14 protein-coding genes and 1 pseudogene are annotated in these 17136 nt (G+C 58.3%); 7 read left to right on the top strand and 8 right to left on the bottom strand.

Annotated features, from left to right (window positions below; translation table 11 throughout):
* Positions 1–145: 145 nt before the first annotated feature.
* Positions 146–850, top strand: coding sequence for a class I SAM-dependent methyltransferase (locus N554_RS0131570; protein WP_029587084.1), 705 nt, complete (start codon positions 146–148; stop codon positions 848–850).
* A 125-nt stretch (positions 851–975) separates the two neighbouring features.
* Here the strand turns inward: N554_RS0131570 and N554_RS0131565 are convergent, their stop codons facing one another.
* Complete coding sequence (locus N554_RS0131565; protein WP_245283776.1) at positions 976–1929, bottom strand: lysylphosphatidylglycerol synthase transmembrane domain-containing protein; 954 nt, start codon at positions 1927–1929, stop codon at positions 976–978.
* A 278-nt stretch (positions 1930–2207) separates the two neighbouring features.
* On the opposite strand from N554_RS0131565, the gene N554_RS39270 reads away from it, so the two are divergent.
* Positions 2208–2429 carry a hypothetical protein gene (locus tag N554_RS39270; RefSeq protein ID WP_029587082.1) on the top strand — a complete coding sequence of 74 codons (222 nt, stop codon included), beginning with the start codon at positions 2208–2210 and terminating at the stop codon, positions 2427–2429.
* An 86-nt stretch (positions 2430–2515) separates the two neighbouring features.
* Here N554_RS39270 and N554_RS0131555 read toward each other — a convergent pair whose 3' ends face one another.
* The 7 genes and pseudogenes from N554_RS0131555 to N554_RS0131525 all read right to left on the bottom strand — a co-directional run bounded on the left by N554_RS0131555 (position 2516) and on the right by N554_RS0131525 (position 9466).
* The gene (locus N554_RS0131555; RefSeq protein WP_029587081.1) at positions 2516–3760 is read right to left on the bottom strand and encodes an allantoate amidohydrolase; all 1245 of its coding nucleotides are present in this window, start codon (positions 3758–3760) and stop codon (positions 2516–2518) included.
* A gap of 10 nt (positions 3761–3770) precedes the next feature.
* Positions 3771–4706, bottom strand: coding sequence for an allantoinase PuuE (gene puuE, locus N554_RS0131550; protein ID WP_029587080.1), 936 nt, complete (start codon positions 4704–4706; stop codon positions 3771–3773).
* Positions 4707–5120: a DUF3830 family protein gene (locus tag N554_RS0131545; protein WP_029587079.1), complete on the bottom strand. Its 414-nt coding sequence runs from the start codon at positions 5118–5120 to the stop codon at positions 4707–4709.
* A 250-nt stretch (positions 5121–5370) separates the two neighbouring features.
* Complete coding sequence (locus N554_RS0131540; protein WP_029587078.1) at positions 5371–6147, bottom strand: cyclase family protein; 777 nt, start codon at positions 6145–6147, stop codon at positions 5371–5373.
* A 46-nt stretch (positions 6148–6193) separates the two neighbouring features.
* Positions 6194–6349: pseudogene (locus N554_RS39265) on the bottom strand (fumarylacetoacetate hydrolase family protein); the annotation flags it as partial.
* Positions 6350–6443: 94 nt separating this feature from the next.
* Positions 6444–7757, bottom strand: a complete 1314-nt coding sequence (locus N554_RS0131530; RefSeq protein WP_036054794.1) for an HlyD family type I secretion periplasmic adaptor subunit — start codon at positions 7755–7757, stop codon at positions 6444–6446.
* 14 nt (positions 7758–7771) lie between these two features.
* Positions 7772–9466, bottom strand: a complete 1695-nt coding sequence (locus N554_RS0131525) for a type I secretion system permease/ATPase (protein ID WP_197033823.1) — start codon at positions 9464–9466, stop codon at positions 7772–7774.
* 400 nt (positions 9467–9866) lie between these two features.
* Between N554_RS0131525 and N554_RS0131515 the strand changes: the two genes are divergently transcribed.
* From N554_RS0131515 to N554_RS0131495, 5 genes are all read left to right on the top strand, one after another.
* Positions 9867–10979: a glycosyltransferase family 4 protein gene (locus N554_RS0131515; protein ID WP_029587075.1), complete on the top strand. Its 1113-nt coding sequence runs from the start codon at positions 9867–9869 to the stop codon at positions 10977–10979.
* A 97-nt stretch (positions 10980–11076) separates the two neighbouring features.
* Positions 11077–12219, top strand: coding sequence for a glycosyltransferase (locus tag N554_RS0131510; protein WP_029587074.1), 1143 nt, complete (start codon positions 11077–11079; stop codon positions 12217–12219).
* A gap of 210 nt (positions 12220–12429) precedes the next feature.
* Entirely contained in the window at positions 12430–13668 is a 1239-nt protein-coding gene (locus tag N554_RS0131505; protein WP_029587073.1) for a polysaccharide biosynthesis/export family protein, read from the top strand.
* A gap of 105 nt (positions 13669–13773) precedes the next feature.
* Complete coding sequence (locus N554_RS0131500) at positions 13774–15342, top strand: glycoside hydrolase family 5 protein (protein WP_245283775.1); 1569 nt, start codon at positions 13774–13776, stop codon at positions 15340–15342.
* A gap of 95 nt (positions 15343–15437) precedes the next feature.
* Positions 15438–16643 (top strand): glycosyltransferase family 4 protein, encoded by a 1206-nt coding sequence (locus tag N554_RS0131495; protein ID WP_029587071.1) that lies wholly within the window; start codon positions 15438–15440, stop codon positions 16641–16643.
* The last annotated feature ends 493 nt before the right edge of the window (positions 16644–17136 follow it).

Below are 17136 nucleotides of genomic sequence, written 5' to 3'. Positions count from 1 at the left end.
TCCGCAATAGCAAGCACATAATGTGAGGAACCGCTCCTTCGGCAATATTTCGGAAGATCAATTCGTGGGGAGCGCCCGCCTGTCACACCGCTGTCGCGCGAACATCAGAAGGGAATGAGCGACACACGCGATATGAGGTGCATGGATGTCCGTCTATCCGTCCGACGTTGGTGCAGATGTCTCGTGGCCGGTCGAAGCCACGCGACGGATGAACCGGATGTACCGCCGGCAGCGCCACATCTACGACGGTACGCGGCGATATTATCTTCTCGGCCGAGACCAGCTGATCGCCGACTTGCGGCCGGCGGCCGGCGCAAATGTGCTGGAGATCGGTTGCGGAACCGGCAGAAACCTTGTGCTGGCCGCGCGGCTGCATCCCGAGGCACGATTCTTCGGCATCGACGTTTCGACGGAAATGCTGACATCCGCGATCTCTGCCATTTCACGGCGCGGCCTGGCGGATCGAATTCGCCTCGCTCATGGCGACGGAACAGCGTTTGATCCCCAGGCTTTGTTCGGCGTCCCCACATTCGATTACGTGATGATTTCCTATAGCCTGTCGATGATCCCGGATTGGCGTCGGGTGCTTCAGGCGGCTGTAACCCGCCTCAAGCCCGGCGGTCGTCTGCACATTGTGGATTTCGGGGATCTGGAGCGATTGCCGAATGTCGCCCGCGCGCTGCTGCGGCGATGGCTTGCCCTGTTTGATGTCACGCCGCGCGACGATCTTGAGCGCGTGCTGTCGGCTATGGCTGATGCCACTGGCGCCCATGTGAAGTTCGAACGTCCCTTCCGTGGTTACGCACAGTGTGCCGTACTGACGCTTCCGCCGCAGGCAAGGACGCCGTGAGCGTGGCTTGCACTTGTTGCGGTGGGTTTGCTTGAGATCGCCTGGGCATTCAGTCTGAAGTTCCGATGGCCTGACCCGGGTTTTGGCCGACGGCTGCGACTGCGATGCCAGAGGCGGTTTTACGGCTATCGCTTCGCGCGCAAACTCCTCCACCCTTCAATACCGCCGAATAGGCCAAGCGAGATCACAAAGGGCAGCAAGTGATACAGGAAGCGGAACATCAGGAGAGCCGCGATCAGTGGCTCTCGGTCTTCGCCGCCAAGTCCAATCAATATAGCTGCGTCGAACACGCCGATTCCCGCCGGCGCGTGGCTTGCAAAACCGAGCAATGTCGCGGCAATGAAAACAGCGGTCAGATGGAAGACGCTGATATTCGACCCGGTTGGAATTAACACATACATCGCAAGCGCCGCGGCTCCGAGATCGACGATTCCGATCGCGATCTGCAGCAACACCATGGGCCCGGACGGAAGCGGTACCGGCCACCGCCGGGTTCCGACACTTCGAGGGGCAAGCCAGCTCCAGACCAGAAAAGCGACGATCCCGCAGAGCAGCGCTCCTGCCAGCAATCGATTGACCGCTGGCGGCAGATAATCGATCAGGCTGATAGCCCCCGGCTCATAGAGCAGGCTGAGCCCGAGCGCCGTCAGGTTACCCAACCAGAACGTCAGTCCCGTTAGAAAGCAGATTTTTGCCACGCCGATCGCGCCGAGACCATGATACGAATAGATTCGATAGCGGATCAGCGGCGAGATCACCGCGACCGCCCCTACTCCGTGCGCGATCGGATAGCTGGTGAAGCTCGCGAGAGCTGCAATCCGATAGGGAATGTCTTTGCGTCCAATGGTGCGAAGCGCCAGCAGATCATAAAACGTCAAGCTACCGTACGAGATCGCCACCAACATCAGGGCAAGCGCGATGACACCGACGTTCGTGCGTTCAACAACAGCGAACACTTGGTCGTAGTCGACGTTCTTGAGTGCTTGCGTCAGCGCGAATACCGCGATCGCAGCGATGGCGATGCTGACAACGACACCCAAGCCCAGTCGGGCGCCGCTGCCGGGCGTCTTTTGTGGCACGGTAACTTCCAGGGTATTCGTGACTTCCAGCGTGTCTGTCCAATCGAGCAACGGCGTCAACGGTCGTTGCCGCCTGATTCGGGGCGGTCGATACAATCCCTTGACACGTTGTTATGACAGCCGCGTTACCGTCCGTTTTTGAACGCGCAATGATTGGAAACGGAGAGTGATTCAAAAAAGCTTGATCGCTGATCGAAACCCCGACGCAATGTGGTCGCATCCCGTTCACACGGTACTTGTAAGACCACCTACGAAAAGCTCAACGCCTTCGAGGTACCATGAACGCGCAATTCGACTACGACCTCACGCCGAATCAATGGGAAGCGCTGAAGACACTTCGTGTGCCCGCACCAAGATCCCGCGGCCTGAATCGACTTGTTCTCGATGACCTCATCGCGCTCGGCCTCGCGACGATGCGCGACGATTTGCCCGTTATCACACCGAGAGGACGCAAGGTCCTGATAAGAGGCTCGTCCAGGTTATGGGACGTGGCAGCTTGAGGTCACAGGACGAGTCCGCATCAGCAAGTTGACGCAACGGCAGGTTCTCGACGGCGACGAACTGGTCGACGTGACCGCGGGACTCATTATTCTCGTGTGCCGCGCGGACGAAAATTCTCGATCAGCCTCAACAACACCCGCGCGCCGGCATCGGCATCGGCCACATCGACATGCTCGTCGGGATGATGGCTGATGCCGCCACGGCATCGTACGAACACCATTGCCACGTCGGCGATATCAATCATCGCCATGCCATCATGTCCGGCCCCGCTCGGCAGTTCGAACACGCGATAGCCTTCGCCTGTAATGGCCTCCGAGACCTGAGCCTTGAGCCACGGCGCGCACGGCACGGTGCGGTTCTCGTGGGTGACATCGACCTGCAGCAACAGCTTGCGGCGCCTGGCGATGTCTTCGATTTTTCTGACGATATCGGCGACCGCGAGATTGCGGTGCGCGTCGGAGACGGCGCGGAGATCGATTGTGAAGGATACCTGCCCCGGAATGACGTTGGTCGCACCGGGCATCGCATGGATATATCCGACGGTCCCGACCGATCCGCCTCGGTCGGTCCGGCAAAATTCCTCGATCGCGACGATGCATTCCGCGGCGCCTGCGAGCGCATCGCGCCGCAGCAGCATCGGCACGGTGCCGGCGTGGCCGGCCATGCCGGTCAGACTTGCCGCAAGCCGCGTTGCGCCGGATATCGCGGTCACAACTCCGACGGGGAGATTCTGGGCTTCCAACACCGGTCCCTGCTCGATGTGGAGTTCGATGTAGGCAAGCAATTCGCTGCGGGACCTTGCAGCCGCGCCGATATGTGCAGGGTCCAGACCGAACTGGAAAAGCGCATCGCGCATCGAAATTCCGGCGTTGTCCTTTGCATCGAGCACGCGCTCGTCGAACGTTCCTGCAACCGCGCGGCTACCCAGCAGGGTGGACGCGAAGCGCACCCCTTCTTCGTCGGCGAATCCGATCACTTCGATCGCGAACGGCAATCGCCGTTCTCTTTTGTGCAAATCGGCGACGCAGGAAATCGCCGTGATCAGCCCGAGCGGGCCGTCCCATTTGCCAGCTTCGCGGACGCTGTCGTAGTGCGAGCCCAGCATCAGGCACGGCAGAGCCGGACGCTCGCCTTCGTAACGGCCGCAGACATTTCCGATCGCATCGAACTGCACGTGCATTCCGGCGTCGCGCATCCAGCTCAGGAGGAGGTCGGCGGCTGCACGATGCTCCTCGGTGAGGAAAATGCGTGTGAGTTGCTCGGACGTTTCGGAAATTGCAGCCAGCCGGCTGATCCGGCCGACGATCTCATCGCCGAGGAATGACGACATTCGTCCCCCACTATCCGATATCGAACGCGTTGACGGCGAGATGCGACAGATTGGCGTGCCAGTGCTGCGCGATTTGAAGGCGCGTCGGCACCCATACCCGTTCATGTTTCATGATGTAGTCGAGAAATCGCATCAACGAAGCCGCGCGTCCCGGCCGGCCAACCACGCGGCAGTGCAGGCCCACCGACATCATCTTCGGCGACGTTTCGCCCTCCGCATACAGAACGTCAAAACTGTCTTTCAGATAGGTAAAGAACTGGTCGCCACCGCCGAATCCCTGCGCGTTGACGAAGCGCATGTCGTTGGCATCGAGGCTGTAGGGAATAATCAGATGCGGCCCCGCCGGTCCTTTGATCCAGTACGGCAGATCGTCGGCATAGGAATCGCAGGAATACAGGAAGCCACCGGCTTCCATCACCAGCTTCACCGTGTTGATCGAGGACCGCCCGGTGTACCAGCCGAGTGGCCGTTGCCCGGTGACCTCGGTGTGGATTCGGATCGCGGCCGCAATCTCTGCGCGCTCCTCGGCCTCCGACATATCCTTGTGTTCGACCCACCTCAGACTGTGGCTGGCGATATCCCAGCCGGCGTCTTTCATGGCAGTGACCACTTGTGGATTTCGTTTCAACGCAGTCGCCACGCCGAACACAGTCGTTGGTAGCTTGCGTTCGGTGAAAATCCGCCACAGCCGCCAGAAGCCGGCGCGGGAACCATATTCGAACATCGTTTCTATATTGACGTGGCGTTGCCCCGGCCAAGGCTGTGCGCCCAATACGTCCGACAGGAACGCCTCCGAGGCGGGATCGCCGTGCAGAATGTTGTTCTCGCCGCCCTCTTCGAAATTGACCACGAATTGCACGGCAAGCCGCGCCCCACCGGGCCAGCAGGGATCGGGCGGGTTACGCCCGTAACCCTGGAGATCCCTCGGATATCGGGCTTGCGCCATTTACGCGGCCTCGAAGCGGACTTTCTGCGCACCCTTCCACAGCACGGTCTTACCCAGCGCCGGCAAATTCTGAAGATTTGAAATCAATGTGATGAAGTGGTTGCCGGCGAGCTGGCCCATCTTGCTGGCGAAGTGCACGCCGCCATAGGCCAACAGAATTTCGGTTTCGCTGATGCCACCGGGATACAGGATGATCTGGCCGGGCGCAGGGTAGCTGGTGTGGTTCTCGTAAGAGACCCCGAAATCGAGATCGCCGAGCGGCATCCAGACCCCCTCGCCGCTCCAGCGCACATGGATCGCCTGGCTCTCGAACGGCATCGCCTTGCGAAACGCCGCGCAGGTTTTGGGCGCCAGTTGTTCTTCGAAACGGGCCTGGAACGTGAAGTCGCCGGCACGGACAATGAGTTGGCTCATTTATGACACTCGTGATTGCTTACGAAAGGAGGATCTTGACGAATGGATGCAGTCGAAGCTGCTAAAAGCAAGAAACATTCCAGCCCCCGGCCAGATTTTCTGGGGGCGTTTTGCCGCGCTGGTCGGTCTGCTTGTGGCCCAAAAAGGGCAAGTTTCTAGAAAAAGGCGAGCCTATTCACCCGGTGCCTTTCTTTGGTACGAAAGGCTGAAAATTCCGATTCGCTGCACTCTACGAGCGGGGGTTGCAGCCTCACCCGTCAATGATAGCCACCGCCCGGGTCCAGCCGGCCGACGCGCGTTCGATTTTCACCGGGAAACATGACACTGAAAAACCGGTCGACGGCAGTTGTTCGAGGTTGTGCAGCTTTTCGATGTGGCAATAGCCGATGTGGCGTCCGGCCTTGTGACCTTCCCAAATCAGGCTGGCGTCCTTGGTTTCGGCGTATTTCTTCGCGGTATGGACGAACGGCGCGTCCCAGCTCCAGCCGTCGATGCCGGTCAATCGCACGCCGCGCTCCAGCAGATACATCGTCGCCTCGTAGCCCATGCCGCAGCCGGACGTGACGTAATCCTGCCGGCCGTATTTGGCGCCGGCACTGGTATTGACGACGACGATCTCGAGCGGCGAAAGGGCGTGGCCGATGCGCTTGAGCTCGTTTTCGACATCCTTGGCGGTTACCACATAGCCGTCCGGCAAATGGCGAAAGTCGAGTTTGACGCCCGGCTGCAGGCACCATTCCAACGGCACTTCGTCGATGGTCCACGAACGCTCGCCGCGATTCATGGTCGGGTGAAAGTGCCAGGGCGCGTCGAGATGGGTGCCGTTGTGGGTGGAGAGCTGTACTTGCTCGACCGCCCAGCCCTGCCCGTCCGGCAAATCCTCGGCCTTGAGGCCTTCGAAGAACTGCAGCATGCGCGGCAGGCCCTGCTGGTGATCGATATACTGGATCGTCGGATGTCCTCCCGGCGGATCGGCCGGCACGTCGTTCTGCAGCGGCACGGAAATGTCGATCAGTTGTCTGGCCATATGCGTTCCTCAAGATTGCTGTTGCCTTCTTGGGATATTTAGAGCCTCAAGCCTCCTGACGCTCGACTTTGTTTTTCAGAATGCCGATTTTTTCGACCTCAAGCTCGATCGTATCGCCATGCACAAGATACCAGCCGATTTCAAGTCCGCATCCATTGCCGACAGTGCCTGACCCGATGAACTCGCCGGGCATCAGCGTTTCGGAGAATTGCCGGTCACATCAAGCATCTTGGCGGGGCAATCTCTTGCTCCGCTATCGGTCGCGAAACTCGAGACCCAGGATTCCGTTGCCTGCATCAGTCCTTGAACGAACTATGCAAGGCGTCGGCCAGCGGCGAGATCATGTACTCCAATGCCGTGCGCTCACCGGTGGCGATCACGACGTCCGCCTGCATTCCCGCGACAAGTTTCTCGCGGGCACGCTCATCGATCGTCGCTTCCGAAAGATTTATCAGGCCGAGAAAGTAAGGCTGCTTGGTCGCCTCGTCGACGAGACGATCATGTGAGATCGAGGCCAGCTTGCCGCTCATCATTTGCATCCGACGTGAATGAATCGCGGGAAAACGTATTTCCGCAATTTGCCCAACGCTGAGATGCTCGATCGAATTGACGGGAAGTTGCGCGTGAACGACAAGCGTCTGGCCGCTCGGCACGATTTCCATAAGTGAGTCGCCGGCGCGAACGACTTGTCCCACAGTGAAAACCTTTGATCCCTGCACGGCCCCCGAGCGCGGCGCCTTGATTTCGAGACGCGTCATCAGATCGCCCGCGACGAGCAGCTTCTCCTTCGCCATATTGATTTTCCGGCGAGTGTCCAGGAGTTGAGCCGACACTTCCTCCTGGAATTTCTGATTGAGTTGCATGATTTGCAATCGCGCTTCGTTCATTCCGTTGGCCGCCTTTGCCGTATCGGCAACCGCGCGGCCGACGACGCCCTGAAGCCGCGTACGCTCCCTTTCCATCGCCAGGACCCGCGTCACCGGAATGAGATTTTTCTCCTTCAGATAGCGAAGTCCCGTCAACTCTTCTTCAAGGAACTCGATCTGCTTTTCGGTCGACGATTTCTCGACCGCGATGCCCTCGGTTTCGGTTTGGAGCTGCTGGACTTTGGCTTCGATCAACGTGACCTGCGTGTTGCGCGAACGCTTGCGTTCGTCAAACTGAACCTTCTGGTCTGTAATCATGCGGGTCACATTTGGCGAGCTGGCCTGCCTCGCAAGCAACTCCTCGGGAAATTCGACGTCGTCACGCCCCGCAAGCTCAGCCGTGAGCGAAGCCTCCAACGCCAGCTCGCTATCGAGCTGGCTGCGAACGGTTTCAAGGTTTGAACCAGCCTGCACGGGCGACAGCCGCAACAACACCTGGCCTTCTGTAACCGCCTGGCCCTCCCTGACGAGAATTTCGTTGACTATCCCGCCCTCGAGATGCTGCACGACCTTGCGATTGTCTTCGACCATCACGACGCCCTGAGCAACCACACCCCGGTTGAGCGGAGCGACGGCAGCCCACCCCCCCATCACTCCGAATGTGAGTATGATGATCGTATAACCCGCGATCGCGGTCCGGCGCTGCGCGCGAGTCGGGGAAGTGGAATTGCCGAAACTGAACACAACGTTACCTCTTATCAACTCGCAGCAGCCCTGATCGGATGCGGCGTGATCAGAGGAGCCAGCACCTCTTCGCGAGAGCCATAGTTTTGGATCCTGCCATTGGCCAGCACGAGAATTTTATCCGCAACCGCCAGCACGTTGACCTTGTGGGTTATGAGGATGATCGTGCAACCGACTGATCGAAATCGACGGATTGTATTGATCAGCGCATCTTCGCCGCTTTGGTCGAGGCTCGCATTGGGCTCGTCGAGAACGACAAGTGAAGGGGAGCCAAAAAGCGCACGCGTCAGACCGATGCGCTGGCGCTGACCGCCGGAGAGAGTAGCTCCGCCGTCGCCTATATGGGTGTTATAACCGTCGGGCAACGCCTGGATCATCTCGTGGCAACCGCAAAGTCTGGCAGTCTCGATGATCGCTTCGCTATCGACGCGTTGGAAGCGCGCGATATTCTGCGCAACTGTACCGGAAAAAAGCTCGATATCCTGGGGCAGATAGCCGAGGTGGCGACCTAGTTGCTGCGGATCCCAATGCGCAAGATCGGACCCATCAAGCCGCACCTGTCCTGAGGATGGCGGCCAAACGCCGGTGATGACGCGAGCCAGGCTGGACTTTCCCGAGGCGCTCGGACCGACCACACCCACGACATCGCCCGGCTGGGCTTCGAAAGAGATGTGATGCAGGGTGGCGTGCGAATGCTCCGGCGGGCCTGCCGTAACGGATACAAGCTTCAGATGCCCAAGCGGTCGCGGCAAGGCTACTTGCTCTTTCTGTTCGCCCGCCACGACGAACAGCTTGACCAACCTCGTCCAGCTGTTGCGCGCACTGGTCATACCCTTCCAGTTCCCCACGACCCCCTCTATCGGGGCGAGCGCGCGTCCGACGAAAATCGAAGCCGCAATGATCATTCCCGGCGAGATCTGACCGTGGATCGCGAGATAGGCGCCCAACCCCAGAATCATGGTCTGCAAAAACATGCGCACGAATTTGGAGGCGGCAGCGATAAGTCCGGATCGGCCGCCGGCCGCGGCCTGCGAACCCAGCACCTCGTTGCGCCGCTCAAGCCACTCCTCACGCAATACGCCAAGCATGCCCATAGCTTGAATGACTTCGGCGTTGCGGAGCGCAGATACCGCTTTCTGCGTGGCGGCGGCGGACGACTTGGATGCAAGGCCGAGCTGGCGCGTCGTCGCGAGTTCGCTCGCAAGCGTCAACGCCAGAATCACTAGTGCACCGCCAATGGCGATGGCTCCAAACCATGGATGGAGGATGAAACAAGCAGCAATGAAGATCGGCATCCACGGCAGGTCACATAGCGCGATCAGCGCCGGACCCCCGATGAATTCGCGAACCGAGTCCAGATCGCGCAGCGATTGGCCCTGAGCAAGGCGCGGGAAACGCAAACCGGCCGAATGTGTGGCATCGAACACCGCGCCTGCGAGCTTGCTGTCGACCACTTGACTTGCCTGCACCATGAGGCGCGAGCGCAGCATCTCCAGCAACGCGTTAATGATCAAAAGATAACCAACGAGCAGCGTGATGCCGAGCAACGTCGTTTCGCTGCGACTTCCAATCACCCTGTCATAGATTTGCAACATGTAGAGAGGGCTGGTGAAGGCAAGAAGATTGATGAAAAAGCTGAAAATGACGGTCGTCGCGACAGCCGGCACGCATGATTTCAGCCCGGCAGTGAGAACAGCGCTAACTTTCATCGAACCGATTGCCTCCTGCAAATACCCACACGCGATCAAAGACCGAATTTGATCTGGAAAACTCGCCCGTACTTTCATTGCATGGAGAATGCGGCGTTTGTCCGTTCCCGTAGTTTTGCGGCCTGCACGTTCGCAATCACATCAACAGAAAATTCGTTTCGCAGCTCTAAATTCATTTCGAAGCTTTTGCAGTGACGCGAAAAGTCAGATGATGTTGCGCGATGCCTCGTATTTAATCTGGATTAACGATGACGGCCGGGCAAATTCGCGGATGCGGGAGCGCTGAGCGAGACGATCATGAGGTTCCCATGTCGGTGCTGACGAGAAATTCGTTTGACGAGAGGCACGCCGAATTGCATCAGATCCCCGATGCTGCTCAAATTCTAGGCTGCCAGATCTGATGTCATCTCAAAGAGGATTGCCTTTAAAGATATTTATCAACGGTCGATTTCTCTCACAATCGATGACCGGTGTTCAGCGCTACGCCGCCGAAATGGTCAAGGCTGTTGATCAACTGCTGGCCTCGGGTGAGGTGCCGCGGGAGCTGCTTGGTGCCGAGTGGCAACTTTTGGTTTCACCCGATGCCAAGTTCTTCCTGGATCTCCAGCGGATCGAAGTTCGAAAAATCGGACGGCGGACCGGGCATGCTTGGGACCAGATCGACCTGGCGCGAGCCTCGGCGAATGGACGCCTCATTAGCCTCGCGAATTCCGGGCCCGTGCTTCACAATGATCATGTCGTGGTCATCCACGATGCTCAGGTCTTTCGCAAACCCGAATTCTTCCACTGGACCTATTTGGCTGCGCATCGCACGCTAGGCTATCTTCTAGCACGCAAGGCAACGATTGCTACGGTTTCACAATTCTCGCGTCGCGAGCTCGCATCGGTATTGCGGTTGCCGCCGGCACTGGTTCCGGTTTTTGCAAACAGCGCTGAACATTTTGCTGCGATCGTTCCGGAGTTCGGGATCATCGACCGACTGGGGCTGACGCCTTTTCGCTTTTTTCTTTCGGTCGGTTCCATGAACAAAAACAAGAATATCTCGCTTGCGATCGAGGCTGCAAAGCGACTGAAGCGACCGGAAGTTCCACTCGTCGTTGTTGGCGGCGACAACAGCAAGGTGTTTCGGGGAGGCAGCAAGGGCGCCGACAATGGTGTGATTCTAACCGGGCGACTGACTGACGCAGAGATCGCAGCGCTCTATGCGGGCGCGATGGCATTTGTCTTCCCCAGTCTTTATGAGGGTTTTGGGGTGCCTCCCCTGGAGGCAATGATATTCGGTTGTCCGGTCATCGCCTCGACTGCCGACGCGGTCAGGGAAACTTGTGCCGATGCGGCGGCCTATTTTAATCCGCTCGACGCCGAGGAACTAAGTCAACGCATGCTCGAAAGATTGGCAGCTGGCAGAATTTCCGAGGAGGAACGGAGGAAACAAGCAGAACGCATCGCGGCATTTTCATGGCGCAAGTCGGCACAGGCGCTGCTACAATTTTTCGGAGAAACAACAAGTTAGGAACCAATACCGGGCGAAAAGTTCCGGTCTAAATATTGCTCCATGAGTACGCGAGGTTGCCGCACCTGCGAATAGGACCTGACCGGATATATTTCCCATGTTGAGTGAAAATGCCGGAGCATTGAGAGTGCTCCATGTCGCCGAGACTATTCGCGGCGGGATAGCTACTTATTTCAATGAGCTTTGCGCCCATCAGCGCGCCAGCTACGGCCGCGACAACGTGCATTATATCGTTCCGTCGGATCATCGGGATGATCTCGTCGGCTTCGACGAAACGGAAGTCTCGGTGTTCAAACGCGCGGGCCGAAGTCTTCCGGGTCTCTTTCGAATGGCTATCGTGACGCTCCGGCAAATTCGCCGCGTCCGACCGGATATTGTTCATATCCACTCGACATTTGCGGGCCTGGTCATACGTCCCCTTTTGTTGTTGACGCGCGGCAGACCGCAGGTGGTCTATTGTCCGCACGGCTGGGCCTTCGCGCGCGAGACGTCACGTCTCAGTCATCAGACGACCAAACTGGTGGAATATCTGCTGGCAAGGATCACCGACCGAATCATCTGCATTTCCTCTGACGAGCAGCAGCAGGCGATCAACGCAGGGATCGCTCGCGAGCGGCTAGTCCTTGTGCACAATGGAATCTCGGCCGATCGACCGTCGCCCCGCACCAATTCAATTGCCTGGACATCGCGCAAGACGCGGGTTCTTTTCATTGGCCGCCTGGACCGGCAGAAAGGCTACGACCTGCTGGTCGAAACGGCTCGTCATCTCAGTGAGGCGGTCGACGTCCAGGTCATCGGTTCTTCCGTGATCGGCAAACGCGAAGACCTGGAACTTCCTTCGAACGTCACCTTGTTGGGTTGGATGGATCGGCCTCAGATCGAGGCGCATTTGCAGGCAGCCGATCTCGTGGTGATCCCATCCCGCTGGGAGGCATTCGGTCTGGTCGCGCTGGAAGCCATGCGTGCCGCCAAGCCGATTGTTGCGTTTCGCGTCGGCGCTTTGCCGGAAATTGTCGAAGACGGTGTGACCGGCATTTTAGGCAGCCCCGTATCGGTGGCGTCGCTGGTCGCGGCCATTCAACGAGCAAGGCAGCTCGATCTGCCGGCGACGGGACGAAACGGATACGACCGGTTCAGACGCCTATATGACGTGAAAAGAACTCACCAGCTGCTTAACGACCTTTATTGCGAGGTAAATGAGCACGGCCGACGGGAACCCGCCAAAGTCGCCGCGCTCTAACATCCCCGGGCGGTTCCATCCAGTTAAAGACGCAATCGGGGAAATCGTTGCACTATAGTCACATCGGTCGATTTACCGAATGCATCGCAACAGACAGTGGTGACTCTCAGTTCGTGTCACTGCTACGGTTGAACTTGGGGGTGTCACTGGTGCGGGCGTGCCGAAAGGGAATCGGGAAACGTGACATTTCAGCGAGTTGGTAGATTTTCCGTGGGGAAAAAATCCTTTGGCGGCCTGACGCGCTATTTGGCGTTTCTCGCCCTAGCGACGACGATCGCGGGATGTGCAGGTTTCACACCCCAGGACGCGCCCAATGCCATTTCGGTAAATGCCAACGCCGCGTTGGTTTCCGCGCCATCTGCTCCGCTTCCGTATGCGTTGATGCCCATCAATGCGGACGTGCTTCGCGCCACAAATTCCATCACCGACGCTCCCGGCTTATCGTTTTCCCGGATACCTGGCGGCAACTATCGCAACGTGACGATCGGCGTCGGCGACATTGTAAACGTTACGGTATATGAGGCGCAGGCGGGCGGCCTATTCATTCCGCGTGAAGCGAGCGTGCGTCCTGGAAATTTCGTCGACATCCCGCGCCAGCAGGTCGACCAGTCGGGCAACATCAATATTCCCTACGCCGGCTCCATCAAGATAGCCGGTCTGACCCCACGCGCCGTCTCAACCATCATCCACGAACGTCTCAAGGATCGAGCGATCGATCCGCAGGTCGTTGTCTCGGTCGCGGAACAGCGCGGCCATCAGGTTAACGTACTGGGCGAAGTCAATGCGCCTATACGCTTTCCCATCGATCCGGGCGGGATTCGCCTGATGGCGGCGATTGCGCGCGGGGGCGGCCCGAAATATCCCGCTTATGAAACCAAGATCACCATCAACCGGGCCGGCCGTACCTACGAGCAATCGATGTCGAGCGTGGTGCGTCGGCCGGGTGAGGATATCCTGCTGGCGCCAGGCGACGTCGTCTTCCTGGCACGGGTGCCGCGCGTCTTCATGGTGTTTGGATCAACGCCCTCTCCTGGTTCCGTCGGCGGCATCAACAACCGTCGTTTCCCATTCGACAACGACGAGATGTCGCTTTCCGAAGCATTGGCAAAGGCCGGCGGATTGGATCCAACCCGCGCCGACTCCAGGTCGTTTTATGTTTACCGATTTGAGCCAAAACCCCTCCTGGAAAGTGTCGGCATCGACGTCTCGCAGTTTCCCACTCAGACGGCGCCCGCGGTTTACAAATTCGACATGAGCAAGCCTGACGGAATGTTCCTCGCGAACACCTTCAAGATGCGCGATCATGACCTGCTTGTTGCTGCGGAGGCGCCGTCAACCGAATTCATCAAGCTCATGAACCCGTTGACTGCGGTCACCACCAATGCGTCCAACATCGGCGCGACGGTTTTCTACTCCAGACAATCATCGACCGTTCGAGTTGCTCCGTAACGGACATCGGAGCGCCGCCGTTAAAGATCGGAAGACGGATGTCGCCTATATCAAAACAAACCAGGGAGGTAGGGCTCGGACACTAGCAAGCGGTACGTGACCAAAATGAAGACGATCGCGACAGATTTTGATGAGCCGGCTTTTTTCCAACGCGCCCTGCGAATCCCGATCGCGGCCCTTGCTGCTCAATTCGGCGGCGGTCAACGCGGATCTCATCAGTTCGACCGCTGCAAGATAGGCCTTGCCGGCGATGCATTGCCTAAATCCAACCATGACGGAGAGGTAGATCTTCCAGACGCCCGAACGGACCCTCCAGCGTTGTTGGATAAAATGAGCGCGTTTGCGAAAATACTCGGCTTGTGCGGCCGCAGATACTGGATTGTCGCACCCGGGGTTGCCGTCAGCCTTTTTCTGCATTCGGCACAAGCTCAGAATGCGCGGCCGCTGGAGGATCGGTTTCTGCTGGGAGTGGGAACGCACCAAGGCTTGGGCGGCGTCGTCAGCAAGCGCGGTTATGTCCCCGCAGTCAATATAAAGCAGATCAAAGAACTCGGTTTAACCGCGTTCCGCGATGATTTTCCCTGGTCGGATTTCGAGTTGCCTGGACGCCCACCGGGCTTCACGACACTTTTGGGAAGACTAGAGACGCAAATCAAATCCGGGGTCGCACGACCAGTTCTGATTCTCGCATTCGGCCACCATCTCGTCCCGAATTCCAATCCGCCGACGACGGATGAGGCTCGGCAGCGTTTTGCAAACTACGCAACTGCGGCTGCGCAGTCCGTTTCGGCCCAGCGCCCAATTTTTGAACTATGGAACGAATGGAATATTGCTGCTCGGCAGAACCCGGCCTTTTCTGCGGAGAACTATCTAGCCTTGGCAAAGGTAACGCAGCCGGCGGTAAAGCGTGTGCTGCCGAACGCTCCGTTCATAGTCGGCGCCATCGGCGATGATCCGGGCTGGCGATGGACGCAAAGCATCCTTCAACTCGGAGTATTAAAATTTGCCGACGGCATTTCGGTCCATCTTTACAATTTCTGCATGGCACCTGCCAAACGCTCCGCCGCGGAAGTCATCGAGCGGCTGGACAGCTTTCATCGCCTCGTCGCTCAAGCGAGTGGAAATCCGGACTTTCCGATTTATGTGACAGAGACAGGCTGGCCTACTGCAACGGCCAAGTGCGGAGTGAATGAACAGACCGAAGCTGACAATATGGCGCAATTGATTCTGTGGGCATCGACCGCTTCGTCCTGGCTCAAGGGATTTTGGTTATACGAACTCAAGGACAGCGGCACGAATCCATCCGAGCTTGAGGACAATTTCGGCCTTTTTCGGTTCGATAATTCTCCCAAACCGGCGGCTTGCGCGGTTCGCGACGCTTGGGCCTTCATCCGCTCCAGTCTTGGGGCGGACCGGACAAGACTTTCGAAGGATGTCGTTTTAATCAAGAGTGTGACCGCCACCGGCGGCAAGGCCGCAGTGTGGTCGGAAGATCCGGCCCGACGTTACGAAGTGCGGCTGAAAAGCGATTTGCCAAACGTGACCTTCCAACATCCGTGCGACGGGTCTTCCAGACCGGCCTCGGGAACCTGGATGGCTGTCTCGAGCACACCCCTCCTAATAACCGCTGACGGCGACGCTGCCCCCGATCTTGAAATGCGACCGGCCAGGTAAGCCGCCAAAATGATCGAACGCTTGTACGAGGGGCGACCGCCGCGGCGGCAGCTGACAGAGTCGGGCGCCCTTAACCCCGGGACGAGACCGACCAGATGAAAGTCCTTTTAACGTCTTCAATTTACCCAACACCGGAAGCGCCGCTGCTCGTCGGCGGGGCGGAGATATTCGCCCGCCGGTTCGCCGAAAGCCTGCGGGAAAATGGCGACAGCGTGGAGGTGATCCGTGCTGCGTCCAAACCTGACCAGCCGCAGGAAGAATGCAACGGAATCAACGTCTATTCCGCACCGGTGCAGAACATCTATCCGCCGTTCACAGAACAGAGAAATGCCGGGATGCGCGGCATCTGGCATGCGATCGAAGACTGGCAGCGCACGGCGCCAATGGTTTCGGAGCGCATCCGCACCTTCAAGCCGGATGTCCTGCATTCGAACAATCTGTCGGGATTGACTACTGCAATCTGGAAGGCAGCCGCCGAACATGGCGTCCCGGTCGTTCATACGCTTCACGATTACTACCTGGTCTGCCCACGATGTTCACGCTTCTCGAAAGGTCACGTCTGCGAGCGAACCTGTCTGAGCTGCGGCATCCTGACAATTAACCGCAAGCGAGCCAGCCATTGGTTGAGCGCCGTTGTTGGCGTGAGCCGGCGCATTCTCGACATTCACGTTGCGCTCGGTCTGTTCACCGATGTGCCCGTGCGCACTGTCATCCGCAACGCCTCGACTGCAACCCTCGAGCCCCACCCCCGCATCTGCTCCGACACCGAAGTCACGTTCGGGTTTATCGGCCGGCTGACGGAAGAAAAAGGCGTCGACAATCTGGTTCAAGCGGTGGCCGACGTGCCACGCAAAAAAGTTCGACTTCTGATCGCAGGTCGCGCAAGCGATACCGAGCAACAGCGCCTGAAAGCCATGGCCCCGGACGCGCGCATTGAATTTCTGGGTTTCATTGCACCCGATGACTTTTATAGACAAATCGACGTCGTGGTCGCACCGTCTATCTGGGACGACCCCGGTCCTCTCGTTGTGGCCGATGCAAGCGCCGCCGGCAAGCCGATCCTCGGAACTCACTTCGGCGGCATGCCGGAAGTGATCGAGCACGGCAAAACAGGGTGGATCACTGCAGCCGATCCAAAGTCGCTGGCGAAGAGTATTCTTGAGATCGCGGCAAACCCGCAGCAGATATCCGACATCAGCTATCGCCTGGCAAACAGCACGAACAAATGGACTTTTTCCGACGTCGTTGCCGAGTATCGAAAGCTGTTCGAACGTCTGCCCAATCGCGGAGTAGCGCCGTGATTTCTCTGAGAGGACGCAATGCGGCTCTTGCCACATTCTGGCGTCTCCAGCGACGCGACTATCGTTCGAGATGATACGTTTTTTTGCAATTGTCAGCTACATCTATCAGAGTGCAGCGGCAATCGTACTGATCTTTGCGATCAGTCATATCCTGCCCTCGGCCGACTACACCAGTTTCTCGCTCGCGCTTGCTTCAAGCCAGCTTCTCTGCGTGTTCATGTTCGAATGGCTGCAACTTGCGGGGCTCCGTTTCCTGGCAGCGGCAAAAGGAGACGACGCGGCACGATTGCGTTGGTCGCTGTTCGCCGCGGGATTGCTGAGCGCCTTGGTTTTGATTTCAGTAGGCAGTGCAGCTTCGCTGGCTAGTACGTTTGCGCCGAATGTCGTTGTTCTCGGGCTAGCGGTGGCGGTGCTTCAGGGAATCACCGATATGTATTTTATGGTGGTCCGCCTCTCGGACCGGCTAGGCACGGCGGCACTCCTGCTGATCTTG

The sequence above is a fragment of the Bradyrhizobium sp. URHD0069 genome, assembly GCF_000701345.1.
Taxonomy (GTDB): Bacteria; Pseudomonadota; Alphaproteobacteria; order Rhizobiales; family Xanthobacteraceae; genus Bradyrhizobium.
This window is presented reverse-complemented; position numbering and strand designations above follow the sequence as displayed.

Coding starts and splice junctions, on each gene's coding strand:
- N554_RS0131570 (WP_029587084.1), top strand. CDS start 146: ATGTCCGTCTATCCGTCCGACGTTGGTGCAGATGTCTCGTGGCCGGTC.
- N554_RS39270 (WP_029587082.1), top strand. CDS start 2,208: ATGAACGCGCAATTCGACTACGACCTCACGCCGAATCAATGGGAAGCG.
- N554_RS0131555 (WP_029587081.1), bottom strand. CDS start 3,760: ATGTCGTCATTCCTCGGCGATGAGATCGTCGGCCGGATCAGCCGGCTG.
- puuE (WP_029587080.1), bottom strand. CDS start 4,706: ATGGCGCAAGCCCGATATCCGAGGGATCTCCAGGGTTACGGGCGTAAC.
- N554_RS0131545 (WP_029587079.1), bottom strand. CDS start 5,120: ATGAGCCAACTCATTGTCCGTGCCGGCGACTTCACGTTCCAGGCCCGT.
- N554_RS0131540 (WP_029587078.1), bottom strand. CDS start 6,147: ATGGCCAGACAACTGATCGACATTTCCGTGCCGCTGCAGAACGACGTG.
- N554_RS0131525 (WP_197033823.1), bottom strand. CDS start 9,466: ATGAAAGTTAGCGCTGTTCTCACTGCCGGGCTGAAATCATGCGTGCCG.
- N554_RS0131515 (WP_029587075.1), top strand. CDS start 9,867: ATGTCATCTCAAAGAGGATTGCCTTTAAAGATATTTATCAACGGTCGA.
- N554_RS0131510 (WP_029587074.1), top strand. CDS start 11,077: ATGTTGAGTGAAAATGCCGGAGCATTGAGAGTGCTCCATGTCGCCGAG.
- N554_RS0131500 (WP_245283775.1), top strand. CDS start 13,774: ATGAAGACGATCGCGACAGATTTTGATGAGCCGGCTTTTTTCCAACGC.
- N554_RS0131495 (WP_029587071.1), top strand. CDS start 15,438: ATGAAAGTCCTTTTAACGTCTTCAATTTACCCAACACCGGAAGCGCCG.